Origin of the sequence: Brevundimonas sp. GW460-12-10-14-LB2 (assembly GCF_001636925.1) — a bacterium.
Lineage (GTDB): Bacteria > Pseudomonadota > Alphaproteobacteria > Caulobacterales > Caulobacteraceae > Brevundimonas > Brevundimonas vesicularis.
Genome location: NZ_CP015511.1, coordinates 2,137,831 through 2,162,549 on the forward strand (window position 1 = coordinate 2,137,831; position 24,719 = coordinate 2,162,549).

26 protein-coding genes are annotated in these 24,719 nt (G+C 67.2%); 14 read left to right on the forward strand and 12 right to left on the reverse strand.

Features of this window, described 5'->3' with window-relative positions:
• Nucleotides 1-10: 10 nt before the first annotated feature.
• The 10 genes from A4249_RS10635 to A4249_RS10680 all read right to left on the reverse strand — a co-directional run bounded on the left by A4249_RS10635 (nt 11) and on the right by A4249_RS10680 (nt 10,687).
• Complete coding sequence (locus A4249_RS10635) at nt 11-811, reverse strand: DUF4198 domain-containing protein (protein ID WP_066555081.1); 801 nt, start codon at nt 809-811, stop codon at nt 11-13.
• Between the two features lie 11 nt (nt 812-822).
• On the reverse strand, nt 823-1,335 hold the full coding sequence (locus tag A4249_RS10640; protein WP_055752840.1) for a DUF2271 domain-containing protein: 513 nt from the start codon (nt 1,333-1,335) through the stop codon (nt 823-825).
• Between the two features lie 11 nt (nt 1,336-1,346).
• Nucleotides 1,347-2,024 (reverse strand): PepSY-associated TM helix domain-containing protein, encoded by a 678-nt coding sequence (locus tag A4249_RS10645; protein WP_156494699.1) that lies wholly within the window; start codon nt 2,022-2,024, stop codon nt 1,347-1,349.
• A gap of 67 nt (nt 2,025-2,091) precedes the next feature.
• Complete coding sequence (locus A4249_RS10650) at nt 2,092-2,778, reverse strand: Fe2+-dependent dioxygenase (RefSeq protein ID WP_066552517.1); 687 nt, start codon at nt 2,776-2,778, stop codon at nt 2,092-2,094.
• Nucleotides 2,779-2,854: 76 nt separating this feature from the next.
• Nucleotides 2,855-5,251, reverse strand: a complete 2,397-nt coding sequence (locus tag A4249_RS10655) for a TonB-dependent receptor (RefSeq protein ID WP_066552519.1) — start codon at nt 5,249-5,251, stop codon at nt 2,855-2,857.
• Nucleotides 5,252-5,346: 95 nt separating this feature from the next.
• The gene (locus A4249_RS10660; RefSeq protein WP_066552521.1) at nt 5,347-6,132 is read right to left on the reverse strand and encodes a peptidase; all 786 of its coding nucleotides are present in this window, start codon (nt 6,130-6,132) and stop codon (nt 5,347-5,349) included.
• 61 nt (nt 6,133-6,193) lie between these two features.
• A complete protein-coding gene (locus A4249_RS10665; RefSeq protein ID WP_066552523.1) occupies nt 6,194-7,036 on the reverse strand; it encodes a transglutaminase family protein in 843 nt (280 codons plus the stop codon).
• Nucleotides 7,037-7,038: 2 nt separating this feature from the next.
• A complete protein-coding gene (locus A4249_RS10670) occupies nt 7,039-7,977 on the reverse strand; it encodes an alpha-E domain-containing protein (RefSeq protein ID WP_039244207.1) in 939 nt (312 codons plus the stop codon).
• Nucleotides 7,977-9,398 (reverse strand): circularly permuted type 2 ATP-grasp protein, encoded by a 1,422-nt coding sequence (locus tag A4249_RS10675; protein WP_066552525.1) that lies wholly within the window; start codon nt 9,396-9,398, stop codon nt 7,977-7,979. The genes A4249_RS10670 and A4249_RS10675 overlap by 1 nt, the downstream gene beginning before the upstream one ends.
• A gap of 80 nt (nt 9,399-9,478) precedes the next feature.
• On the reverse strand, nt 9,479-10,687 hold the full coding sequence (locus A4249_RS10680) for an NAD(P)/FAD-dependent oxidoreductase (protein WP_066552526.1): 1,209 nt from the start codon (nt 10,685-10,687) through the stop codon (nt 9,479-9,481).
• Nucleotides 10,688-10,767: 80 nt separating this feature from the next.
• Here A4249_RS10680 and A4249_RS10685 point away from each other — a divergent pair, with 80 nt between their 5' ends.
• The 14 genes from A4249_RS10685 (at nt 10,768) to A4249_RS10745 (ending at nt 22,961) form a co-directional block, all read left to right on the forward strand.
• On the forward strand, nt 10,768-11,058 hold the full coding sequence (locus tag A4249_RS10685; RefSeq protein WP_066552527.1) for a YerC/YecD family TrpR-related protein: 291 nt from the start codon (nt 10,768-10,770) through the stop codon (nt 11,056-11,058).
• A gap of 10 nt (nt 11,059-11,068) precedes the next feature.
• On the forward strand, nt 11,069-11,950 hold the full coding sequence (hisG, locus tag A4249_RS10690) for an ATP phosphoribosyltransferase (protein ID WP_055752833.1): 882 nt from the start codon (nt 11,069-11,071) through the stop codon (nt 11,948-11,950).
• The gene (gene hisD / locus A4249_RS10695; RefSeq protein ID WP_066552528.1) at nt 11,950-13,257 is read left to right on the forward strand and encodes a histidinol dehydrogenase; all 1,308 of its coding nucleotides are present in this window, start codon (nt 11,950-11,952) and stop codon (nt 13,255-13,257) included. The genes hisG and hisD overlap by 1 nt, the downstream gene beginning before the upstream one ends.
• The gene (gene hisB, locus A4249_RS10700; protein ID WP_066552529.1) at nt 13,254-14,690 is read left to right on the forward strand and encodes an imidazoleglycerol-phosphate dehydratase HisB; all 1,437 of its coding nucleotides are present in this window, start codon (nt 13,254-13,256) and stop codon (nt 14,688-14,690) included. The genes hisD and hisB overlap by 4 nt, the downstream gene beginning before the upstream one ends.
• On the forward strand, nt 14,687-15,289 hold the full coding sequence (hisH, locus tag A4249_RS10705; protein WP_066552534.1) for an imidazole glycerol phosphate synthase subunit HisH: 603 nt from the start codon (nt 14,687-14,689) through the stop codon (nt 15,287-15,289). Before hisB ends, hisH begins: the two co-directional genes overlap by 4 nt.
• Nucleotides 15,283-16,020: a 1-(5-phosphoribosyl)-5-[(5-phosphoribosylamino)methylideneamino]imidazole-4-carboxamide isomerase gene (hisA, locus tag A4249_RS10710; protein WP_066552536.1), complete on the forward strand. Its 738-nt coding sequence runs from the start codon at nt 15,283-15,285 to the stop codon at nt 16,018-16,020. The genes hisH and hisA overlap by 7 nt, the downstream gene beginning before the upstream one ends.
• Nucleotides 16,021-16,051: 31 nt before the next feature.
• Entirely contained in the window at nt 16,052-16,819 is a 768-nt protein-coding gene (gene hisF, locus A4249_RS10715; protein ID WP_066552538.1) for an imidazole glycerol phosphate synthase subunit HisF, read from the forward strand.
• Complete coding sequence (hisIE, locus tag A4249_RS10720; protein ID WP_066552540.1) at nt 16,816-17,439, forward strand: bifunctional phosphoribosyl-AMP cyclohydrolase/phosphoribosyl-ATP diphosphatase HisIE; 624 nt, start codon at nt 16,816-16,818, stop codon at nt 17,437-17,439. Before hisF ends, hisIE begins: the two co-directional genes overlap by 4 nt.
• Nucleotides 17,440-17,487: 48 nt before the next feature.
• Complete coding sequence (gene zwf, locus A4249_RS10725; RefSeq protein ID WP_066552542.1) at nt 17,488-18,948, forward strand: glucose-6-phosphate dehydrogenase; 1,461 nt, start codon at nt 17,488-17,490, stop codon at nt 18,946-18,948.
• Nucleotides 18,941-19,657, forward strand: coding sequence for a 6-phosphogluconolactonase (gene pgl, locus A4249_RS10730; protein WP_066552544.1), 717 nt, complete (start codon nt 18,941-18,943; stop codon nt 19,655-19,657). The genes zwf and pgl overlap by 8 nt, the downstream gene beginning before the upstream one ends.
• 1 nt (nt 19,658) lies before the next feature.
• Complete coding sequence (gene edd, locus A4249_RS10735; RefSeq protein ID WP_066552545.1) at nt 19,659-21,548, forward strand: phosphogluconate dehydratase; 1,890 nt, start codon at nt 19,659-19,661, stop codon at nt 21,546-21,548.
• 29 nt (nt 21,549-21,577) lie between these two features.
• Nucleotides 21,578-22,120, forward strand: coding sequence for a glucokinase (locus tag A4249_RS17005; protein ID WP_250637021.1), 543 nt, complete (start codon nt 21,578-21,580; stop codon nt 22,118-22,120).
• Between the two features lie 34 nt (nt 22,121-22,154).
• Nucleotides 22,155-22,565: a glucokinase gene (locus A4249_RS17010; protein WP_250637022.1), complete on the forward strand. Its 411-nt coding sequence runs from the start codon at nt 22,155-22,157 to the stop codon at nt 22,563-22,565.
• A 90-nt stretch (nt 22,566-22,655) separates the two neighbouring features.
• Nucleotides 22,656-22,961 carry a hypothetical protein gene (locus A4249_RS10745; protein WP_055752822.1) on the forward strand — a complete coding sequence of 102 codons (306 nt, stop codon included), beginning with the start codon at nt 22,656-22,658 and terminating at the stop codon, nt 22,959-22,961.
• An 81-nt stretch (nt 22,962-23,042) separates the two neighbouring features.
• On the opposite strand, the gene A4249_RS10750 is transcribed toward A4249_RS10745, so the two are convergent.
• The gene (locus A4249_RS10750) at nt 23,043-23,405 is read right to left on the reverse strand and encodes a hypothetical protein (protein WP_066552546.1); all 363 of its coding nucleotides are present in this window, start codon (nt 23,403-23,405) and stop codon (nt 23,043-23,045) included.
• Nucleotides 23,402-24,697 carry a homogentisate 1,2-dioxygenase gene (hmgA, locus tag A4249_RS10755; protein ID WP_197458375.1) on the reverse strand — a complete coding sequence of 432 codons (1,296 nt, stop codon included), beginning with the start codon at nt 24,695-24,697 and terminating at the stop codon, nt 23,402-23,404. Before hmgA ends, A4249_RS10750 begins: the two co-directional genes overlap by 4 nt.
• Between the last annotated feature and the right edge of the window lie 22 nt (nt 24,698-24,719).

The window sequence follows — 24,719 nt, forward strand, 5'->3', positions numbered from 1 at the left end:
GGCCCTTCGCTTAGGGCAGGACTTCCATCGCCGCCACATAGCTGGCGTTGGAACCCAGCGTTTCACCCTGGCCTTCGGTGCGGACCGAGGCGTTCAGCCAATACATGCCGGCTTCCGGCCAGGTGATGGTGAAGGCGCCCTCGGCGTTCGTTTTGAGCGTCGATTCTTCGGGGTTGTCGCGGTAACGCAGACCGCCGCGCGCCACGGTGACGTCGATGTCAGCCGCCGGCTGGCCGTTGTTCAGCAGCTTGAAGGTGGCAAGCTCGCCCACCACCAGATCGTTCGGGTGGGTGACGGGAACCAGCTCAAGCCCTTCGCCGGTCGTCTTGAAGACGGTGTCGGTCGGATTGTTCAGGGTGACGAAGGTCTCGATGCGGCTGGCGGTGCGGGTCGCCTGAACATTGGTCGCGCCCTCGGGCAGGCCCGCCGGGTATTCCGAGGCCGCGCCGCGCCAGCGCTTCTGTTCACCGTTCAGGGTGTAGCTGGCCATCACGCCGTTCATGACGTTGGCGATCTTGTAGGTGCCGTTCTGGGTCAGATGGGCGTCGAAGGTCGAGCGATAGCGGCCCTGCATGGCGTTCTCGGGCTGGACCGCCGAGCCATCCGGCGCGGTGATGGTCAGGCCGGTCAGGCGCATGGCGGCGTGATCGGGGTTGAACACCTGGTTCGACATGCCGGCGTCGAATCCGACCCAGGCGTCCGTGCCGGACAGGGTCGTGGCCGTGGGCGCCAGCCAGGCGCGGTGGGCCTGGGCGGCCATGGGGGCGGCCAGCGCTGCGGCCAGCGTCAGCAGGGCGATCGTCTTCTTCATGGTCATGATCCTCAGCGAGAGACGGCGACGCGCACGGCGCCCAGTTCGGTGGAGCCGGTTCCGGCGCCGGTGTTGGCCGCGCCCCAGCGGAACGGCACGCGCACGACTTCGCGCCCGCCCAGTTCGCGGGCCGCCTCGACGACGATGTTGTACTGGCCGGGCTGAAGGTTGCGAAGACGGGCGGCGGGTACGGTGACGGTCTGGCGGCCCGGCGCGCGCGTGGCCCCGGATACGCCGTCGGCCGGCAGGCTCATGGCCCGGCCGCCCTTGCGCCACCAGGTGCGCAGATCCTTCAGCCAGTCCTTGCCGTCGCCTTCGTTGTTGCGGGTCTGCTGATACCAGACGGCCAGGGTGCGCTCAGCCGACTGGTCCGGCTTTTCGATCCACACCGCGACATAGGGGCGATGATACGAGGCGGTGTTCAGGCGCGGAATCTCAACCGACACCGTCAGGTCGGCGGCCATGGCGGGCGCAGCGGCGGCGGCCAGGCCGACGGTGGTGATGACGACGGGGAGAAGGCGCATCGGAAAACTCGTCAGTGAATGAAGATCAGGGCGATGACGACGGGGATCAGCAGGCCCAGCGCCGCCAGCGGCCAGGTCGAGGGCCGACCCTTGGCGTGCAGGAACATCAGACCCAGGCCCGTGACGGCGAAGATGACGCAGGCCGCCGCGAAGACGTCGATGAACCAGAACCAGACCACCCCGGCGTTGCGGCCCTTGTGCAGGTCGTTGAGGTAGGCGATCCAGCCGCGCGTCGTCTTCTCGTGCAGGGTCTCGCCGGTCGAACGGTCGATGGTGACCCAGCCGTCGCCGCCAGGCATGGCCAGGGCGACATAGACTTCTTCCGCCGTCGTCTCGGTCGGCTTGCCGGCGATCTCGACCTTGAGCGCCTCGGACGCCCAGCGTGCGACAGCGTCAGGGACAGGATCGGTCGTCTCCTGCGGGAAGCTCGCCAGCCGCTGCAACAGGGGCGTCGGCAAGGTCGCGGTCTGTTCTACCGTCACCGGATCGCCGGGGATCGAGGCCGCATGGTTCAGGGTGATGCCGGTGACCGCGAACAGCATCATGCCGACCAGGCTGACCGCCGCCGAAATCCAGTGCCAGCTATGCAGCTGTTTCAGCCAGAACGACCGTGCGCCGTTCAGCACCGCCTTGGGTTTGGGGCCCTTGGCTGCGGTTTCGGCCTGACGCTGTGTGGCGAGTTCGGTCACGGGCTGGCTGTGCCATTGTTGCGAACGGGTTGCAATAGCATTTAGCGGCGTCGCGGCGCCTTGTGTGTCAGAGCTCGGTCCAGCGCCGCAGCAGATTGTGATAGACGCCGGTCAGTTCGATCACCGCCTGATCCTTGGGCCCCCTCTCGGACGACACGCGCTGGGTGGCGATGTCCAGACGGAACAGGGCTTCACGATCGGCGTCGTCGCGGACCAGGCTCTGCATCCACATGAAGGACGACACCCGCGCGCCGCGCGTCACCGGCGTGACCCGGTGCAGGCTCTTGGAGGGATAGAGGACCAGATCGCCAGCCGGCAGCTTGATCGCCTGCGACCCGTACATCTCCTCGATGATCAGTTCGCCGCCGTCGTAGTCCTCGGGTTCGGACAGGAACAGGGTCGCCGACAGATCGCTGCGAATGCGGATAGCCCCGCCGTTGCGGGACTGACGGATGGCGTTGTCGACGTGCAGGCCGAACTCACCCCCGCCTTCGTAGCGGTTGAACAGGGGCGGAAAGATCGTGTGCGGCAGGGCGGCCGCCACAAACATCGGATTGGCGTTCAGCGCCTGGACGACCAGAGCCGAGACCTCTTTCGCCACATCCGACCCTTCGGGCAGTTGAAGGTTCTTCTTCGCCGTCGCCGATTGATGGCCCGAGGTGGCGTTGCCGTCCGCCCACGGCCCGACGTCCAGCCGCGCACGCAGAGCCGCGACCTCGGCCTTGGAGAAGACTTCCGGAATTTGCAGCAGCACAAGCGTTCTCGCTGAAAGACGAAACGGCCCCGCGGGGGGATCGCGGGACCGTCAGACTAGGCCGGGGAAACGGCCGTTAGAAGCGCAGGTTCAGGGCCAGGATGGCTTGGCGACCTGCGGCCACATCGGCGTGGTGAACGCCGTTAGTGCGCATGATGTATTCCTCGTCCGTCACATTCTTGACGTTCAGCTGAAGCGTCGCGCGGTCCGTCAGATCATAGGCGGCGAAGGCGTCCACGCGGGTCCATTCGGGCGCATAGATGCGGTTGTTCCCGCCGCCCGCGCCGCCCTGATTCCCGCCCAGAGATTTGGATGTGTAGTAGACGCCGCCGCCGACCGTCAGCCGGGGCAGGACGCGATAGGTGGTGAACAGGCTGGCGCTGTGCTTGGGCGTGTTGGCCAGCGGCAGGCCTTGCAGTGGATTGACGCTTGCGACCGGCGGTGTGCCCGACACCACCACGGCCGCCTTGGTCAGTTCGGAGTCCATGTAGGTATAGCCGCCGAACACGGTCCACTTCGGCGTGATGCTGCCCGACACGCCCAGCTCAAAGCCGTTGACCTCGACCTCGCCTTCCTGACGGAAGATGTTGGGCTCAACCAGGATCAGGGCGTTCTTGCGCGTCAGATGGAAGGCGGCCGCCGACAGGGCGAGACGGTCGTTCAAGACATTGGCCTTGGCGCCGACCTCGAAGCTTTCGGTGTCTTCCGGATCCAGAACGGTGTTGGCGACGCCATCGACCGTGCCCAAGCCGCCCGAGGCGTTCTGGTCGCCCGCCGAAATGGTCGGCGGCGTCGAAGAGGTGGACCAGGACGCATAGACGCTGCTGTTCTGCGTCGGCTTGAACACCAGACCGACCTGATAGTTGGTGAACTCCCAAGTCTGTTCCGGTACGGCGACGATGCCAGGGGCCAATGTTGAACCTGGTGCCGGAATTTGCGGGTTGAGTGTCCACATCCCTGCCGACTGAGTAGCATTCTGGTTCACGCCCTTGACCGAATACTGGTCCCAGCGAACGCCCAGGTTCAGGATCAGTCGCTCGGTCAGGGTGATGCTGTCGTTGGCGTAGACGCCGATGGCTTCGGTCGTGTTCGAGCTGGTCGGGCCGCGATTGATCACGCCGGTCCAGGCGTCGTCGGGGTTTGGGTTATAGACCGGGGTGCAGTCGCCGGCGCCCAAGGCGCCAGTGGCGGTCGGATAGGTTCCCGACACCGTCGTCAGACCGGTCGGGCAGGCCGAGCCCGAGGTGGTGTAGGTCGAATAGGTGGCGTTCCTGTTGTGCTCGCGCGACAGCTCCACGCCGACGTCATAGCTGTGCTTGATCGAGCCGGTGGCGAACTGGCCGAAGACATCGGTCACATTGGCCAGGGTGGTGACCGGGTTCCAGCGGGTCTTGGTGCCCCGCTTCATCCAGTAGGTGCCGTCCGCCGCCCGTCCGACATAGCCGCCGTCGCCGGGGTTGGTGACGATGTAGTCGTTCAGCGTCTGCGAATAGCGGCTCACGTTGCGGATCGTGGCGAAATCGTTGAGGCGATGCTCGGCCTTGAAGGTAAACGCATCCACCTCATTGGTCAGGTAGTCGCGCGCCTTCAGCCCATAGAAGCTGTCGTAGGGCACATCCAGAACGCCGCTGTCGGTCGTGCGCGACTGGATCTTGGTGAACAGCGGAATGCCGTAGTCGGGCATCTGGTCGCTGGTCAGGTGGTAGTAGCTGAAGACCATCGACGAGGGCGTCCCCAGACCGGCGCCCAGGCTGATGGCCGCACCCCATTTGTCGTAGTCCACGGCGTTGCGGCCGGGCACGTCGCCCTGGGCGCCCATCAGGTTGATGCGCAGAGCGGCGGTCTCGCCCAGCGGCAGGTTCGCATCGACCGTGCCGCGCAGATAGCCGTCGGTGCCCGCGCCCGCGCTGACATTGGTGAAGGCGTTCAGCTTGGGCGATTTGGAGGCCAGATTGATGCTGCCGCCGCCCGAACCGCGTCCCGAATAGACAGCGTCCGGCCCCTTGATCACCTCGACCTGCTCCAGGTTAAAGACCTCGCGCTGCTGGCCGCCCGTGTCACGAATGCCGTCCACGAAGATGTTGTTGCCCGACGACTGGCCCCGGATGAAGGGACGATCGGCCAGCGGCTGACCGCCCTCGCCTGCCCCGAAGGTGATGCCGGGGGAGTTGGACAGCAGGTCCTGCAAGGACGAGGCCGAGGTCTGTTCGATGATGGCCTGGGGAATCACCGTCACGGCGCGCGGCGTGTCCACCAAGGGCGCGACGAACTCGGGGCTGACGGGGGCCGGCTTCTTGAACTGACCGTTGACGTCGATCGTGCCCAGATTGGCGGGCTGGGACTGGTCGGCCGTGACCACCACGCCGTCCTCGGCGGTCACATCGGCGGCGATAGCGGGGGCGGCGACCAGCATGCTGGCGGCGCTGGTGGCGAACAGAAGCGAGCGGAGCGCGGCGGCGCGGGATTCGGACATAGTCTTGCGACCTTTTGGTCTGATTTTGCGATGCGCTCGCAATAACCAGCTCCACAGGAAGGCACAAGACAATTGCGAACAAATCGCAATCTTAATTAGCCGACCGCGCTGATGCTCGTCTGAGGCGCCGACGTGTCGATATCGAGCCAGGTCGGATCAGGCATGGCGCGGTGGGCGGCGGCCAGGGCTTCGGACCAACGCCGGCCCAGATCACGGAAATAGGGATCATCCGCCTCGATGCGCCGCGCCGTGCCGGTCAGCTGGTCGCGCGGCATGACGATCAGGTCCAGCGGCGGGCCGACGGCGATGTTCGAGCGGATGGTCGAATCGAACGAAATCAGCCCCAGCTTCACCGCCTCGGACAGGGAGGTGGAGCTGTGCAGGGCGCGGTCCAGAATGGGTTTGCCGTACTTCAGCTCGCCGATCTGCAGATAGGGCGTATCGGGCCCGCACTCGATGAAGTTGCCCTGGCCGTAGATCAGATACAGCCCCATCTTGCCGCCAGCGATTTGACCGCCCAGCAGCATGGAGGCGGTGACGTTCAACCCGTCTGCGGTCGGCGTCGGCGGCGTATTGATGCTGGCGCGCACGCTGGCCATCGCATGACCCAGAAGCTGGGCGGCGCGGAACAGGGTCGGGGCGGTCTGTAGCGTTTCAAGCTCGGTGGAGTCCGGCAGTTTGACCCCGGCTGCGACCATGGCCAGCGCCGTCTGGGTGACCGACAGATTGCCCGCCGTCGCGACCGCCAGGATCCGCTCGCCCGGCGACTTGTAGATGTGAAGTTTGCGATAGGACGAGATGTTGTCCACGCCCGCATTGGTGCGCGTGTCGGCGATCATCGCCAACCCGTCGTCCACCAGCATGCCTACGCAATAGGTCACTTCGCTCTATTCGCTCCCCGCGTTGCGAATCCCCAGACGCTAACAGATTCGCGCGTCATGCCTATCGGGGCCATCCACTGGATTGCAGTTGTTGCTGGCTCTGTTGCACCGGCCGCACATTCAGGGCGACGGTCAGTTGCTCTTGGCCGCCGCCATAGCTCGTGCCCCGGATCGGGGTGGCGCCGCGCGCGTCTAGGCCGACCGCGACCCGAACATAGTGTTCGGTGGGACAGATGCCGTTGGCCGGATCGAACCCGACCCAGCCCAGATTCTCGACCCAGGCCTCGGCCCAGGCATGGGCGGCGTCCTGATCGTGGCGTCCGTCCTGACGGCTGAGGTGGCCCGAGACGTAGCGGGCCGGCACGCCCAGCAGGCGTGCGGCTGAGATGAAGATCTGCGAATGGTCCTGACAGACGCCGCGCTTCTGAGCAAAGGCCTCGGCGGCGGTGTGGGAGGCGGAGGTCGAGCCGACCTCGAACGCCACCGTATTCTTCAGCGCGCCCATCAAATGATGCATCCGGCCCAGCGTCGCGCCCTCAGGAATGGAGCGGGCGAAATCGACGATACCGGCGTCGGCCTTGGTCATCGGGGTGTCGCGCAGATAGACGATGGGCGACAGGCGCTCGGCCTGTCCCTTCACGACGCCGCCCGTCTCGACGGTCGAAACCTCGCCGGTCACGCGGATGGTCAGGGCGTCGGTCGGCCGCTCGGTGTAGAGGCTGTGAACGATGTTGCCGAAGGCGTCCTCGCTGCGCCGCAGCCGGGCGTCTACATCGGTTTCGATCCGCCAGTCGCGGACCTGCTGGCTTTCGCACGACTTGGGCGTCAGGCGCAGCATCTGGACGATGAACCGCGCGGGCCGGGCGTAGGCGTAGCGGGTGGAGTGATCGATCCGGATCCGCATGGTCAGACCAGATACTGTTCATGGACGGCCGCGGCCAAGGCGTTGTTCTCGTTTAGGAAGCCCTGGATGTATTCGTGCAGGCCGGACTGGAAGATGTCCTCGATCTTGGCCTCGTTGAACTGGCTAAGGCGGTTGGAGGCCAGTCGCTGCGCCGGTCCGCGTCTTCCGTAATCGGTCGCCAACTTCTCCAGATAGCTGACGATCATGCCCTGACATGAGGCCAGCGAGCGCGGCATCTGGCGGTTCAGCACCAGCAGGTCCGCCACCAGCCAAGGCCGAACGCTTTCGCGGTAAACCCAGCGATAGGCGGTCAATGCCGAAACCTCGCGCAGCAGGGTCGTCCACTGGAAGTAGTCCAGTTGCCCGCCCACCCGTTCGCCGGGCGGCAGCAGCAGGTGATATTTCACGTCCAGCAGTCGCGCGGTGTTGTCGGCCCGCTCGATCGCCATGCCCAGTCGCAGGAACCAGTAGGCGTCATTCCTCAGCATGGTCCGCGACGAGGCGCCCTCAACCGCCAGGGACGTCGATTTCACGAAGTCGAGGAAGTTGGTGAAGTCGTCGCGTTTGGTCGGTTCGCCCAGCTCGTTCAGACCGTTCCAGGCGCCGTTGATCGCCTCCCACAGTTCGATGGTCAGGGCGGTGCGCACCGAGCGCGCATTGGTCCGCGCCTTGGTGATGCAGGCCTTGATCGAGGTCGGATTGTCGAAGCCGAAGGCCAGATATTCCCGCACGGACTTTTCCGACACGGTGCGTCCGGTCGCATCAAAGCCGGCCTTGACCCCCGACGAGGCGATGGCCCCGGCCCAGGCCGTGACGGCGGCCTGATCTTTCGCCGGCAGGGCGGCGAGACGGATCGCCGCCTCCAGAATGCGGGCGAGAAAGTCCGCCCGCTCCATATAGCGGCCGGTCCAGTAGAGGCTGTCTGCGGTGCGTGAAAGCATCAGTTGTCCAGCACCCAGGTATCCTTGGTTCCGCCGCCCTGGCTGGAGTTCACCACCAGCGACCCTTCCTTCAGCGCCACCCGCGTCAGGCCGCCGGGCGCGACGCGCACGCCGGCCGGGCTGGATAGGACGAACGGCCTGAGATCGACGTGGCGGGGCGACAGGGCCCCGCCGTTCAGCGTCGGAGCCGTCGATAGGCTCAACGTCGGCTGAGCGATGAAGTCGTCGGGATCGGCGATCAGCTTGGCGCGGAAATCCTCGATCTCGGCCTTGGTCGAGGTCGGCCCGACCAGCATGCCGTAGCCGCCCGATCCGCCGACTTCCTTGACCACCAGTTCCGGCAGCTTATCCAGCACTTCCTTCAGGGCGTCCGGCTCGCGACAGCGCCAGGTCGGCACGTTCTGCAGGATCGCATCCTCACCCGTGAAGAAGCGGATGATCTCGGGCATGTAGGTATAGACGGCCTTGTCGTCGGCCACGCCCGTCCCGACCGCATTGGCCAATGTCACTCGTCCCGCGAAATAGGCGGACATCAGCCCCGGCACCCCGATGGTGGAGTTGGGCATGAAGGTCAGGGGATCGAGGAAGTCGTCATCGATGCGGCGATAGATGACATCGACGCGCTTGGGCCCCTCGGTCGTGCGCATGAAGACCGTGTCGTCATTGACGAACAGGTCCGTGCCCTGGACCAGCTCGACGCCCAGCTTGTCGGCCAGGAAACTGTGCTCATAGTAGGCCGAGTTGAAGGGGCCGGGCGTCAGCACGACGATGGTCGGATCCGCCCCCGCCCCTGCCGGCGCGGACGCCTGCAAGGAGCGCAGCAGCATGTCGGTGTAGATCTCGACGGGACGTACGGCGTGTTCCGCGAACAGGTCGGGGAACAGCCGCATCATCATCTCGCGGTTCTCCAGCATGTAGGAGACCCCCGACGGCGTGCGGCAGTTATCTTCGAGTACGTAGAAGCCGTCCTCGCCCGTGCGCACCAGATCCACGCCCGAGATATGACACCAGACGTCGCCCGGTGGACGACGGCCCTGCATCTCCGGCCGATAATGCGGATTGGTCAGGATCAGATCGGCCGGGACAATGCCCGCCTTGATGCAGTCCTGCGGCCCATAAATGTCTTTGAGGAAGGCGTTGATGGCGGTGACCCGCTGCTTCAGCCCCTTTTCCAGACCGCCCCATTCGTCCGCGCCGATGATGCGCGGCACCACGTCGAACGGGATCAGCCGCTCGTTGGATTCCTCGTCGCCATAGACGGCGAAGGTCACGCCCATGCGGCGGAAGAACAGCTCCGCCTGGCGCGAGCGCGCCTGCAACAGATCGGCCGGCGCGTTTTCCAGCCACGCCGCCAGCGTCTTGTAGCTGTCGCGGATCGCACCCAATCCGCCGCCGTTCATTTCGTCGAAAGCTCTGGTCATCCGCCCCCGCCGCGTTGAAGTCGCAGCTTGAACGGTCACGAACGTAAAGCGCAACAGTTTTGTTGCACTGCGGCGACGCCTTATCCGACGGCCACCGCCTTCATCGACACCGCCGGATCGGCCAGCTTGTCCACGTCCACAGGCGTCGCCTTGGCGATCAACTGTTTGCCGGCCATGAACTCGGGCGGAGCGTTGACGGCCTCGACGCAGACGATCCGGTCGCCGTTCAGATGGAAGACAGCAAAGCCCGACGCCGTCGGGTCGCCGCGCACCACCTGTCGGTCGGCGTCGAACGGCAGGCCGGCGATCTGAAGCTTGACGTCATACTGGTCCGACCAGAACCACGGCACTTCGGGCGTGGGTCCGGCCCGCCCGACGATGGCGGCGGCCGCCTGTTTGGCCTGCTCCAGGGCGTTGGGCACGCTTTCCAGCCGATGATGCACGCCGCCGTGGACCGGAATCGGTCGTCGCGTCATGTCGCCGATGGCGAAGATCGCCGGGTCGCTGGTGCGCGCCTCGGCATCCACCACCACGCCGTCGTCGCAGGTCAGGCCGGCCGATCGCGCCAGAGCGTCGCACGCCAAGGCGCCGACGCCCACCAACACCGCATCCGCCCGCACCACCGATCCGCCGGCCAGGCTCACGCCGTCGCGGGCCACGGCGACCACCTCAGCGTCGGTCAGGATTTCGACGCCGTGCGCCCGGTGCTGCGCCGTAAAGAAGGCCGACAGGGTCTCGGACGCCACCCGCGCCAGCACGCGTGGCGCGCGCTCGATCACCACCGCCTCGGCTCCCAGGGCCCGCGCCGACGCCGCCGCCTCCAGCCCCACATAGCCGCCGCCGACGACCGCCAGACGCTTGCCGGGCCCAAGGACGGCTTTCAGCCGCTCGGCGTCCTTCATGGTGCGCAGTTCCAGCAGATCGGGATGATCCCCGCCCGGAACCGGCAGCTTGCGCGCCATCGAACCGGTCGCCAGCACAAGGATGTCGTAGGTCTCCGACGACCCGTCCTCAAAGACGACCGTCTTCGCTGCGGGGTCCACCGCCACGGCGACCATCGAGGGTCGGAAGTCGATGGTCTGCTCGGCGTAGAAACTCAGAGGCCGCAGCAGCAGCGCCTCCAGATCCGCCTCTCCCTTCAACCAGGCCTTGGATAAGGGCGGCCGCTGATACGGAGGCGCATCCTCCTCGCCCGCCAGCACGATGGGGCCTTCATGCCCATACTGCCGCAGGAACGCCGCGACGGAGCCGCCAGCGTGTCCCGCGCCGATGATGAGAACCTTGGTCATGACGACGCAGATAGTGCGCCACGCACGATCTGTCTCCTCCCCCCTTGACCGTTCCATCGTTACAGCATAGTGGAACGCGCATGACGACCCCGCCCGCCTGTGACGACCTGCATGACGCCCTGCTGTCGATGAAGACGCGCGCCGAGATCGACGCCTTTCTGGCCGATCTTTGCACGCCTGCGGAACTGCGCGCCTTCTCCGAGCGCTGGCAGGTCGCGCGCCTGCTCGACGCCGGCGGCAAATCCTATCGCGAGATCGCCGCAGAGGCCCATGCCAGCCCCACCACCGTCGTCCGCGTCGCCCGCTATCTGAAAGACATGCCGCACCAGGGCTATCGCCTTGCCCTGGACCGCCTGAAAAACAAGAACTGAGTATCCGAATATGAGCACCGTGCAGGGCCGGCTTCGCATCGCCGTCCAGAAATCCGGCCGTTTGGCCGACCGCAGCCTCGACCTGATCCGCGACGCGGGCCTGAAATGGGTCAAGGGTCACAACGACTTGCTGTACCGGGTCGAGAACTATCCGATCGACCTGCTGCGCGTCCGCGACGACGACATCCCCACCTTCGTGGCGGACGGCGTCTGCGACCTGGGCATCGTCGGCGAGAACGTGCTGGAGGAAGGTCGCAACGGCGGGCCGAACGCCTCGATCGTCATGCCGCTGGGCTTCGGTCGCTGCACGCTCAAGATCGCCACGCCTCCAACCCTGGCCTATGACGGTCCGGCCTCGCTGGACGGTCTGCGCATCGCCACCTCCTATCCCAAAATTCTGCGCCGCTTCCTCGACGAACGCGGGGTCAAGGCCGACATCGTGGTGATGCGCGGCGCCGTCGAGGTCGCGCCCCGGCTGAAACTGGCCGCCGCCATCTGCGACCTGGTCTCGACCGGCGCGACGCTGGAGGCCAACGGCCTGGGAGCCAAGGATACGGTTCTGGAAAGCCAGGCCGTGCTGATCCAGTCGCCCGTGGCGCCCGAGCCCGCATTGCAGCAGCTGTTGGACAGCGTCATCGAGCGGATGGCGGGCGTGGTGTCCTCTCAAGGCGCCAAATACGTCATGCTGAACGCCCCGCGCTCGGCCCTGGACGAGATCACCGCCATCCTGCCCGGCGCCGGCTCGCCCACGGTCATGCCCCTGATGGGTCGCGACGATGCGGTCGCCGTCCACGCCGTCTGTCAGGAGGCGGTCTTCTGGGAAACGCTTGAAAAGCTGAAGGCCGCCGGCGCCTCGGCCATTCTGGTCCTGCCGATCGAGAAGATGATGTGATGAAACGCATCGACTGGTCTTCCCTCGACGCCGCCGGCAAGACGGCCGCCCTGGCCCGCCCGGCCCAACGCACCGCCGGCGACGTGACCGAGGTCGTGCGCACCATCTTGGACGACGTGCGCCAGCGCGGCGGCGCGGCCGTGACTGACTGGTGCCTGAAGCTGGACAAGGCGCCGCCCCGTCGCATCGCCATCACGCCCGAGACTGTGGCCGAGGCGCGCGACGCCCTGCCGCCCGGCGACGTGCGCGCCCTGCGCATGGCGGCCGACAATGTGCGCGTCTTCCACCAGGCGACCCGGCCCGAGGACACCCCCTTCGTCGAGACGACGCCTGGCGTGCGCTCGAAACTGGCTTGGCGCCCCATCGCCTCGGCCGGCCTCTATATTCCCGGCGGCACCGCGCCGCTGTTTTCGTCGCTGCTGATGCTGGCCATTCCAGCCGGCGTCGCGGGCGTGGGCCAGCGCGTCGCCGTCACGCCGCCGAACAAGGAGGGCGGCATCCACCCCGCCATGATCCTGGCCGCCGCAGAGGCGGAGCTGGACGCCATCTGGCTGATGGGCGGTGCCCAGGCCATCGCCGCCCTGACCTTCGGCGTCGAGTTGGAAGACGGGGTCATTCCGGCCTGTGACAAGCTGTTCGGACCCGGCAACGCCTATGTGGCCGAGGCCAAGAAGCAGGCCTCCGCCCTGCCAGGCGGTCCCGCCGTCGACATGCCGGCCGGCCCGTCGGAGTTGATGGTCATCGTCGATCGCGACGCCGCGCCCGAGATCGCCGCCGCCGACCTGCTCAGCCAGGCCGAGCATGATGCGGATGCGCAGGTTCTGCTGGTCTCCACCAGCCGCGCCACCATCGACTACATCCTGAGCGAGGTGGAGGTGCAGGTCGCAACCCTGCCCCGCGAAGCCATCGCCCGCGCCTCTCTGAACGAAGCCCGCGCCATCCTGGTGCGCGACCTCGACGCGGCCGCAGAAGTCGCCAACCTCTATGGTCCCGAACACCTGGCGATCCAGATCGACGATCCCGAGCCGCTGGTCGACTCGATCAACGCCGCCGGGGCCGTGTTCGTCGGCCGGTTCGCCGCCGAGACGCTGGGTGACTACGCCGCTGGTCCCAGCCACGTCCTGCCGACCGACGGCGGCGCCCGCACCCTGGGCGGCGTCACCACCGCCAGCTTCATGACCACCATGTCGGTCCAGCTGGTGACCGAGGCCGGCGCCCGTCAGCTTGCGCCCATCGCCGCCCGTCTGGCCCGGATGGAGGGCCTGGAAGCCCACGCCCGCGCCGCCGACCTGAGGGCCGAAGGATGACCCTGCCTGCCCCTTATCCGCCGCTGGTTTCCGGCGGCGAAGGTCTGGATCGCTATCCCGACGACGCCTCAGCCCTCGCCGCTCGCATGGCCGGCGTCTATGGCGTACCTGCCGAACAGGTGCTGCCGGTGCGCGGCCTAACCCACGGGTTGGAACTGGCCTGGCGCCTCGCCGCTCGCGACGGGGGATCGGTCGAGGCCCCGAAGGCCGAACCCTATGACAGTCTCGGCGCCATCTATCCGGCCAAGGGCGAAACGGCCCCAGAGAAAAGTATCGTCGTCATCCGCGCCCTGGGCTCGCCCGAAGCCGTCGGCGAGATGGCCGCCCGCGTCGCCCCCGCCCTGCTGGTGGTGGACGAGGGACTGATCGAGTTCTCCGACAGCGCCTCGGCCGTGACCGTCGTCGCCGATCAGCCGAACCTGATCGTGCTGCGCAGCCTGTCCCTGGCCTATGGCTTAGCCGGCGCCCGCGTCGGCGCGGCGATCGCCCAAGCCCAGACCCTGGCGCGTCTGGCGTCGGTGCTGGAACCCTACGCCCTGCCCGAACCGCTGGTGCGGCTGGCGATGCAGGCGCTGGACCCGTCGCGGATGATCGAGACCGCCGAGCGCATCGCCTCGGTCCGGCGCGAACGCGAGCGGATCGCCCGCGAACTGGGCCGCCAGATGCCGGTCGAGCCCGGCGTCGGCCCCATCATCATGGCCCGGCCGGAAGACCCCGCCGCCGCCTTGGCCGGTCTGAAGGCCTATGGCGTCGAGGCCGACCTGTCCGGCGACCGCCTGCGTCTGCCCGTCTCCATCAAACCCGAGGTCAACGACCGGCTGCTGGCCGCCTTCGGCCTGACGCCCGCCAAGCGCCGCCCGGCCCGCGTCGGCCAGGCCGTGCGTGACACCAAAGAGACCCGCATCGTCTGCGCCGTCGATCTGGACGCCCCAAGCCCCATCAAAATCGAAACCGGCGTCGGCTTCTTCGACCACATGCTGGAGCAGATCGCGGCCCACGGCGGCTTCTCCCTGCGGCTTCAGTGCGAGGGTGACCTGCACACCGACCCGCACCACACGATCGAGGACAGCGCAATCGCCCTGGGCCAGGCGCTGAAACAGGCGCTGGGGGAGCGCAAGGGCATCGCCCGCTACGGCTTCGTCCTGCCGATGGACGAGGCGAATGCGACGGTCTCGATCGATCTTTCCGGGCGCCCCTATCCGCTGTTCGAGGGCTCGTTCGAGACGCCATTCATCGGCGACTACCGCACCGACCTGACGGCGCACGTCTTCCGTTCATTGGCCGAGGCTATGGGCGCTGCCGTCCACATCTCGGTCACCGGCCAGGACGACCACCACAAGACCGAAGCCGTCTACAAGGCGTTCGGCCGCGCCCTGCGCCAGGCCATCCGCGTCGAGGGCGACGCCGTGCCGTCGACCAAGGGCGTGTTGTGACCGAGGTCGCCGTCATCGCCTACGGCGCCGGCAATGTCGCCTCGGTCCAGTTCGCGCTGGAGCGGCTGGGCGCGACCGTGCGCCTGACCGATGATCCGACGGTGATCGCCGAGGTTGAACGGGTCATCCTGCCCGGCGTAGGCGCGGCCGGATACGCCATGAAGCGCCTGTCGGACCTGGGTCTGATCGCGCCGATCCGCGCCTTCCCGCGCCCCCTGCTGGGTGTCTGCCTGGGTCAGCAACTGCTGTTCGGATCGAGCGACGAAGGTGACGGCGTCGATCTGCTGGGCCTTATTCCCGGGGCGGTGACCCGGCTGAGGCCTGCGAGCGATCTGCCGGTGCCGCACATGGGCTGGAGCCGGTTGACGCGCGACCGCGACGACCCCTTGCTGGAGGGCGTCGCCGACGGCGCCTACGCCTATTTCGTCCACGGCTTCGTCTGTCCCGACGGACCAGCGACCCTGGCGCGCGCCGACTATGGCGGCGTCGTTCCGGCTGTGGTGCGATCCGCCAACCGCTGGGGCTGCCAGTTCCACCCCGAACGCTCGGCCGAGGCCGGGGCGACCATCCTCAAGAACTTCCTGAGTTTGTCATGCTGATCTATCCCGCCATCGACCTGAAGGACGGCGTCTGCGTGCGCCTGATGCATGGCGACTTCGCCCAGGTGACGCATTACGACCAGCAGCCGGCCGCCCGCCTGACGACCTTCGCGGCCGAGGGCGCGGAGTGGATTCACATCGTCGATCTGGACGGAGCCGAGGCGGGCGAGGCGCGTCAGCATGCTTTGATCGGTGAACTGACCCAGGCCATCGACGTCAAGGTCCAGTCGGGGGGCGGCGTGCGCAGCGCCGACGATGTGAAAAAACTGCTGGACGCCGGCGTGTCGCGCGTCGTGGTCGGATCGCTGGCGGTGACCCAACCCGAGGCGGTGGCGACCTGGTTGGAGACCTTCGGCGTCGAGCGCATCACCCTGGCCCTGGACGTCAAGATCGAGGACGGCGTGCCGGTCCCCGCGCTGAAGGGCTGGACCCAGTCCTCGGGCATGACGCTTTGGGAGGCGTTGGATCGGTATCCCAAGGGGACGGCCAAACACCTGCTGGTCACCGATGTCGGTCGCGACGGCGCCCTGACCGGGCCGAACCTGGATCTGCTGGCGGAGATCCGCAGCCGTCGGCCGGATCTGGTGTTGCAGGCCTCGGGCGGCGTTTCATCTCTGGACGACATCGCTGCGGTCAAGGCGCTGGGCTGTCACGGCGCCATCGTCGGACGCGCGCTCTACGAGAACTGCTTCACCCTGCCCGAGGCGATCGCGGCGGCCAAACGCGCATGACGGCCCACCCTGCATCAAGCGGGGCGGTCAGATGACCGCTCGGCGGATCATCCCCTGCCTGGACGTAAAGGACGGCCGGGTGGTCAAGGGCGTGAAGTTCGTCGGTCACACCGACATGGGCGACGCGGCCGAGCTGGCCGCCCGTTACCGCGACGCGGGCGCCGACGAACTGGTCTTCTACGACATCACCGCCAGTCCCGAGGGGCGGACGCTGGACTACGGCTGGATCAAGGACATCGCCCGACTGCTGGACATTCCTTTCTGCGTCGCCGGCGGCATTCGCACCGTGGAGCAGGCGGCGCGCTGCCTGGACCACGGGGCGGACAAGGTCTCGATCAACTCCCCGGCCTTGGAACGGCCCGAACTGATCGCCGACATGGCGGCGCGGCTGGGCAGCCAATGCGTCGTCGTCGGCGTTGACAGCCGGTTCGAAGACGGCGACTGGGTGGTGCACAAATATACCGGCGACCCGGATGCACGCCGTCATGCCGGCAAACGCACCCTGGACTGGCTGGACGAGGCGCAGAGCCTGGGCGCAGGCGAGATCGTGCTGAACTGCATCGATCAGGACGGGGTTCGGCGCGGCTATGACATCGAGCAGCTGTCCGCTGCGCGCGCGCGCCTGACCATTCCCCTGATCGCCTCGGGCGGCGCCGGCGCGCCCGAGCATTTCAAGGCTGTGTTCGAGCAGGCCGACGTCTCCGGCGCCCTGGCCGCCAGCGTGTTCCACACCGGCGCCATCGCCATTCCCGACCTGAAACGCTACCTGGCCGACCAAGGCCTGGAGATAAGACTGTGATCGACCCGAACACCATCGACTTCGCCAAGGGCGACGGCCTGGTCCCCGTCGTGGTTCAGGACGCCGCCACGCTGCAGGTCCTGACCCTGGCCTATATGGATCGCGCGGCGCTGGACGAGACGATCGCCTCCGGCGAGGCCACCTTCTTCTCACGCTCGCGCGGAGGGCGGTGGAGGAAGGGCGAAACCTCGGGCGACCGGCTTCACGTCGTCTCCATCACGGCCGACTGCGACGCCGACGCCATCGTGCTGGGCGTCAGGCCGGTCGGAAACGCCTGCCACCTGAACCGGACAAGCTGTTTCGGCGAGGCCGACGCGCCGGGGCTGGGTCGGATCGCCCGGCTGGAGCGCACCATCGCCGAACGAGCCGCTGCCGATCCGTCCGAAAGCTGGACCGCCCGACTGATCGCACAGGGGCCCAAACGCATCGCCCAGAAGGTCGGTGAAGAGGGTGTGGAGACCGCGCTGGCCGGCGTCGCCGGCCCCGATGAGGAACTCGCCAGTGAGGCTGCGGATTTGATCTATCACCTGCTCGTTCTTCTCCATGCCCGTAACATGGTGTTTCAGGATGTGCTGGACGTGTTGGCCTCGCGGGCGGAAGCGGCCAAAGACAGCGGCTAGACCGTAAAGGCGTGCGTCCCGACAAATGGGATCATCGAGGGACAAGACATGGCGGCTCTCATTCTGTTTGGCGGCGGCGGCGATCTGGCGATGCGCATGCTCCTGCCGTCGCTCTACTTCCTCGAACACGACGGCCTTCTGCCTGAAGGGCTGAAGATCATCGGCGCCGCGCGTTCGGAAGAGAGCGCCGACGACTATATCGCCAAGGTGCACGAGGCGGTGAAGGCGCGCGCCGAGGCCGACAAGGTCTGGGACGAAGCCAGCTGGTCGCGGATGAAGGCCCGCCTGGACTATCTGGCAGTCGACGCCACCTCGCCCGAAAGTCTCAAGCCGCTGAAGGACAAGGTCGGCGACGGGGAGGTCACCTCCTTCCTGGCCGTGTCCCCCTCGCTCTATGCCCGCATCGTCACGGCGATGAAGGCGGCGGGCCTTGCCGAAAAGAACTGCCGCATCGTGCTGGAAAAGCCGGTCGGGCGCGACCTGAAGTCCTTCCTCGAAATCGACGACGCCGTGGCCCACGCCTTCAGCGAGAACCAGGTGTTCCGCATCGACCACTATCTGGGCAAGGAGACGGTCCAGAACCTGATCGCGCTGCGGTTCGGCAACACGATCTTCGAGCCGCTGTGGAACAACCTGTCCATCGACCACGTGCAGATCACGATCGGTGAGACGGTGGGGGTCGGCGACCGCTGGCCCTACTATGACGAATACGGCGCCCTTCGCGACATGCTGCAGAACCACATGCTGCAGCTGCTGTGCCTGGTGGCGATGGAGCCGCCCAGCGACCTGGACCCGGACTCGGTGCGCAACGAGAAGGTCAAGGTGCTGCGCTCCCTGCGCCCGATCACGCCTGACGAAGCCGAGCGCGTGACCGTGCGGGGTCAGTATGTGGCGGGCGTCTCGGAGGGCAAGCCAGCCAAGGGCTATGACGAGGAGCGCGGCCAGCCGTCCGACACAGAAACTTTCGTCGCCGTGCGCGCCGACATCGACAACTGGCGCTGGGCGGGCGTGCCCTTCTTCATGCGGACCGGCAAGCGCCTGCCCGAGAAGCGCACCGAGATCGTCATCCAGTTCAAGCCGGTGCCCCACTCGATCTTCGACCGCGACGACCGCGGCGAGGTTCAGGCCAACCGAATGATCATCGAGCTGCAGCCCGACGAAGACATCTCTCTGACGGTGATGAACAAGCGGCCGGGCCTGGATCAGCGCATGCAGTTGCAGCCGATCAAGATGAGCCTGTCGTGGGGTGTGGACGGCAAGTCCGCCGCCCCGCCGCGTCGCCGCATCGCCTATGAGCGCCTGCTGCTGGACGCGATGGCCGGCGATTCGACCCTGTTCGTGCGCCGCGACGAGGCCGAGCAGGCGTGGAAATGGGTGGACGAGGTGTCTGAGGCTTGGGCCGAATCCGGCCTGAAGCCCGACGACTATGTCGCCGGAACCTGGGGCCCCGACAGCGCCGACATGCTGATGGCCCGCACCGGCCGCGACTGGAACACCACCGATGTCTGAGACCCCCGCCATCGAAGCCTTCCCCTCCGTCGAGACCTGGGCCGAAGCCATCGCCGCGCGCCTGGCCGAAACGCTTGGCGCGGCCCTCCGCGACAATGGGCAGGCCCTGTTCGCCGGTCCCGGCGGTTCGACGCCCGCACCCGTCTATCGCCGTCTCGCCGCGACCGATCTGGACTGGTCCAAAATCGCCGTGACCCTGGTGGATGAGCGGTACGTGCCCGAGACCTCGTCGGAATCGAACGCCCGGCTGATCCGCGACGTGCTGCTTCAGGACAAGGCGGCGACGGCCCGCTTCATCCCGCTCTATACGCCCGAGGTCACCGTGGACCGCGCGGCCATCGTGGCGGCCAAGGCCTTGGCCGATGTGGGCGGGCGGTTCGATGCGGTGCTGCTGGGCATGGGCGAGGATGGCCATATCTGCTCCATGTTCCCCGAAAGCCCGACGCTGAAGACCCTGCTGACCCCGACGCTGAAGCCGACCGTTCTGGGCGTGCCGCATGGGCGCGACGGCATGGCGCCGACGATCGAACGGCTGTCGATCAACCTGCCCTATCTGATGTCAGCGGGCCGGGTGATCCTGGGCCTGAAGGGCGCCGCCAAGCGTCGTGTCTTCGAAGAGCAGGCCCAGGGCGATCCGAAGATTCAGCCCATCGCCGCCCTGATCGCCGCCGGCGTTCCCCTTGAAGTTCTGTGGACGGAGGAAGGCTGAAATGGCGCTTCATCCCACCGTGGCGGCCGTCACCGCCCGCATCGTCGAAAAAAGCCGCGAGACCCGCGCCGACTACATCCGTCGCATGGACGCCGCGCGCGACAGCGGCGCCGGACGCGCCAAGCTGAGCTGCGCCAACTGGGCCCACGCCTTCGCGGGCCAGACCATCGCCGACAAGCTGACGGCGATGGACGGGTCCAAGCCCAACCTCGGCATCGTCACCGCCTATAACGACATGCTGTCGGCCCACCAGCCGTTCGAACGCTTCCCCGACGTGGTGCGCAAGGCCGTGCGCGAGGTCGGCGCCACGGCCCAGGTCGCCGGCGGCACCCCCGCCATGTGCGATGGCGTCACCCAGGGTCGTCCGGGCATGGAGCTGTCGCTGTTCAGCCGCGACCTGATCGCCATGTCGGCGGGCATCGCCCTGACGCACGACGCCTTCGACGCCGGTCTGATGCTGGGCGTGTGCGACAAGATCGTACCGGGCCTGTTCATGGGCGCCCTGGCCTTCGGCCATCTGCCGGTCGTCTTCGCCCCAGCCGGTCCGATGCCGTCGGGCATTCCGAACGCGGAAAAGGCCCGGGTGCGGGCCGAATATGCGCAGAACAAGGTCGATCGTCAGACCCTGCTGGAAAGCGAGATCGGCAGCTATCACTCGCCCGGCACCTGCACCTTCTACGGCACTGCCAACTCCAACCAGATGATGATGGAGCTGGGCGGCCTGCACATGCCCTCCACCGCTTTCGTCCATCCCGACACCGGCCTGCGCGACGCCCTGACGGCGGCGGCGGCGAAACGGGCGGTCGAACTGGCCCGCAGCGGCGAGTGCCGCATGGCCGACGTCATCGACGAGAAGTCCATCGTCAACATGATCGTGGCCCTGCTGGCCACCGGCGGCTCGACCAATCACGCCATTCACCTGGTCGCCATGGCGCGGGCGGCAGGCGTGCTGATCGACTGGACCGACATGGACGAGCTGTCGTCGGTCACGCCGTTGCTGGCGCGGGTATATCCGAACGGTTCGGCCGATGTGAACGCCTTCCAGGCCGCCGGCGGCGTCGCCTTCATCGCGCGTGAGCTGGCGATGGCGGGCAATATCCATACCGACGTGACGACCATCATGGGTCAGGGCATCCAGGCCTATTTCCAGGAACCGTCGATGGTGGACGGCGAACTGGTCTGGCGCGATGGGGTCCAGGAAAGTCTCGATCTCGACATCCTGCGCCCCGCCTCGAATCCCTTCGACAAGGAGGGGGGCCTGCGTTTGGTTCAGGGCGATCTGGGACGCGCGGTCATCAAGATCTCCGCCGTCAAACCCGAGAACCGCATCGTCGAGGCGCCCGCCGCCGTGTTCGAGACCCAGGAAGATGCGCTCCAGGCCTTCCGGGACGGCAAGCTGTTCCGCGACGTGGTCGTGGTCCTGCGCTTCCAGGGGCCCAAGGCGAACGGCATGCCCGAACTGCACAGCCTGTCGCCCGCCCTGTCCGTCATTCAGGACAAGGGGTTCAAGGTCGCCTTCGTCACCGACGGCCGCATGTCGGGCGCCAGCGGCAAGACGCCCGCCGCGATCCACGTTTCGCCCGAGGCCCTGGCCGGCGGCCCGCTGGCCCATGTTCAGGACGGCGACATCATCCGCCTGGACGCCGAGGCCGGGGTCCTGACCACCGTCGGCGTTTCCGACCTGACCGCTCGTCCGCTGGCCGCCCGGTCCGCCGTCAACGCCGAGGGTTCGTCCTGGGGCTATGGCCGTGAGCTGTTCGGCGCCTTCCGCCATGTGGTCACGACGGCCGAACAGGGGGCGACGGTCTGTTTCGCCCTGCCGACCGGTTCGCGCGGCAACGACGACACCCCGCCCAATCCCAACTTCGTCGATCGGACCGTGGACGCCTAATCCACCGAACCGAGCGCAGGAAACGCCCAATGAATGACAAGACCCTTCTCGTCGGCCCCCAGCTTGTTGGCGATGTCGGCGGCACGAACGCCCGCTTCGCCGTGGCCCGCATGGTGGACGGCAAGCCCGTGCTGGACCACCACGAGAGCTTCCCGGCCGAGACCTATCCGACCTTCCTGGAAGGCGTCGCCGCCTTCATCGACGGCTGCGAGGTCAAGCCGACGGGCGGCGTGATCGCTGTCGCCGGCCCGGTGACGGACGGCGCCATCGACCTGACCAACTCGCCCTGGCAGGTGTCGGAGGCGGAGCTTCAGACCCTGGGCCTGAAGCCGGTCAAGCTGATCAACGACTTCGAGGCCCTGGCCTGGGGCGCGCCCATCGTGCCGGAAGACCAGCTGGAGAGCCTGGGCGGGCCGGTCGACGGCGATCCGCACTGCACCGTCGCGGTGCTCGGCCCTGGCACAGGCTTCGGGGTCTCGGCCCTGGTGCGGGATGCGGCCGGCAAGGAAATGGCCATGCCGTCCGAGGGCGGACACGCCTGCTTCCCCCCCCGGCGATCCGGTCGAGGATGAAATCCTGCGCATCCTGCGTCGCCGCTATGACCGGGTGTCGATCGAGCGTCTGATCTGCGGGCCGGGGCTGCTGAACATGCACCGGGCCTTGGCCGAGATCGACGGGCGCGAGACCCACATCGACGATCCGGCTCAGATCACCGCAACGGCCCTGGCCGATCCGAACAGCCCGTGCGGCGCGACCCTGGCCCGCTTCTGCGCCATCTTGGGCGCGGTCGCCGGCGACATCGCCCTGACCACCGGCGCGCGCGGCGGCGTCTATATCGCCGGCGGCATCGTTCCGCGCATCCTGCCCTTCATCAAGGCCAGCCCTTTCCGCCAGCGGTTCGAGCGCAAGGGCCGGTTCAAGGAATATATGCAGGACATTCCGACCAAGGTGATCATGCACAAACACGCCGCCCTGCTGGGCGCTGCGCGGGTCGCCTTCGCCCAGTCGGAGGGCTGACGCGGCGGGCGATCACGAAAATCTCACGGCGGCGTGAACCGAACCGTCACCGTAGCGTTTGAGAGTTTCCACCTAGGAGAGGAAACTCAAATGAAAAAGTTCGCCATCGCCGCCGCTTCGGTCTTCATGCTGGCCGGCGTCGCCGCCTGCGGTGAAAGCGCCGCCGACAAGGCCGCTGAAAAGCAAGCCGACGCCATCGAAGCGACGGGCGAAGCCCGCGCCGACCAGCTGGAATCGCAAGCCGCGACCGCTCCGACCGCCGCTCAGGCCGACGCCCTGAACGCCCAGGCCGACCAGGTCGAGAAGAACGCCGACCGCAAGGCCGACATGGTCGAGCAGCAAGCCGGCAACGCTGATGGCGGCGCTACGACGGCCAACACGCCTTCGACCCACTAAGATCTGGCGACCGACTAAATCCGTTTACGGATGGATCAGCCCCCCGTCGTTCGCGACGGGGGCTTTTTCGTGCCTGCGACCTCAGTCGATGCACAGGGTCGGGCCGGCCTTGCCGTCCTCGACCGTCGTATTGCAGCCGAAACGGTCGCTGGTCGCCTGGCAGACGCCGGTCGCCGCCGTCCCCGGCGTCACGCCGCTGTTGCCCTCGATGCGGCAGTCGCCTTGGCACTGATCGCCGTCGGTGCATCGCTTGCCGGCGTCGGCGTAGGAGATGACGCACTGCCAGGACTGCATCCGCCCAACCTGTTTCATCGTGCCGCCGCGCGTGGCGCAGGACGCGGCGTCGGCGCTCTGCATCGGCGCATCCGACGCCGCGCCCGTGGTCTGGGGCGAGCAGGCGGCGGCCAGAAGCGCGACGGCGGCGATGAGGGAAATGCGGATCATGAGATCTGTCCTTTGGTGAAGCCTGACCAGACGTCGTCGTAGTCGAGCTGCATCTGCGGTGATTCCGACGCCCATTTCGTGACGCGGATCGGCATGCGCGTCTCGAACATGAAGGCCAGGGTGTTTTCGATCTTGTGCGGCTTCAGCTCGGCCTTGATCGCGCCGTCATAGCTGGCCTGATCGGGGCCGTGGCCGCTCATGCGGTTGTGCAGCGACGCGCCGCCCGGCGCGAAGCCGCCGGCCTTGGCGTCATAGGCGCCGGTCACCAGACCCATGAACTCGCTCATCACGTTGCGATGGAACCACGGCGGGCGGAAGGTGTCCTCGGCCACCATCCAGCGCGGCGGGAAGATGACGAAGTCGATATTGGCCGTGCCCGGCGTCTCGGACGGACTGGTCAGGACCGTGAAGATCGACGGATCGGGGTGGTCGTAGCTGACGGTGTTGATCGTGTTGAAGCGCGCCGTGTCATAGCGGCAGGGCGCCAGATTGCCGTGCCAGGCGACGACGTCCAGCGGGCTGTGATCGAAGGTCGTGGCCCACAGGCGGCCGCCGTATTTCTGGACGCACTCGGTCGGGCGATCCACGTCCTCATAGGCCGCGATCGGGGTCTCGAAGTCGCGCGGATTGGCCAGGCCGTTCGAGCCGATGGGGCCCAGATCCGGCAGGCGGAACGGGCTGCCGTAGTTCTCGCAGACATAGCCGCGCACCGGCCTCTCAATCTCGACGCGGAAGCGTACGCCGCGCGGGATCAGGACGATGTGGCCCGGCTGGGCCTCGATCACGCCGAACTCGGTGATGAAGCGATGGTCGCCTTCCTGAGGCACGATCAGCAGTTCGCCGTCGGCGTCATAGAAGACCCGGTCGGTCATCGATCGGTTGGCGACATACAGGTGAATGCCCGCCCCGGCCCCGCCGTCAGGCTCGCCATTGCCGCCATAGGTCGTCAGCCCCTCGACCCAGTCGGTCGCAGCCTGCGGTATCGGCAGCGGATCCCAGCGCATCCGGTTGGGATTAGGCGGCGTCTCGTCGAACGGACCGGAGCGGACCCGCCCCTGATCGAAGGGCGCGTAAGGCCCATGCTGGGCCGACGGACGCAGGCGATAGAGCCAGCTGCGCCGGTTCTCGGCGCGCGGGGCGGTGAAGGCGGTGCCGGACAGCTGTTCGGCATACAGGCCCATCGGCGTCTTCTGCGGCGAGTTTCGGCCCACCGGCAGGGCGCCGGGCGCGGCCTCGGTCGCGAAATGATTGCCGAAACCGGTCATGTAGGCGGGCGCGTTGGATCGCGTCATGTCGTGTCTCCCTATGCCCCTC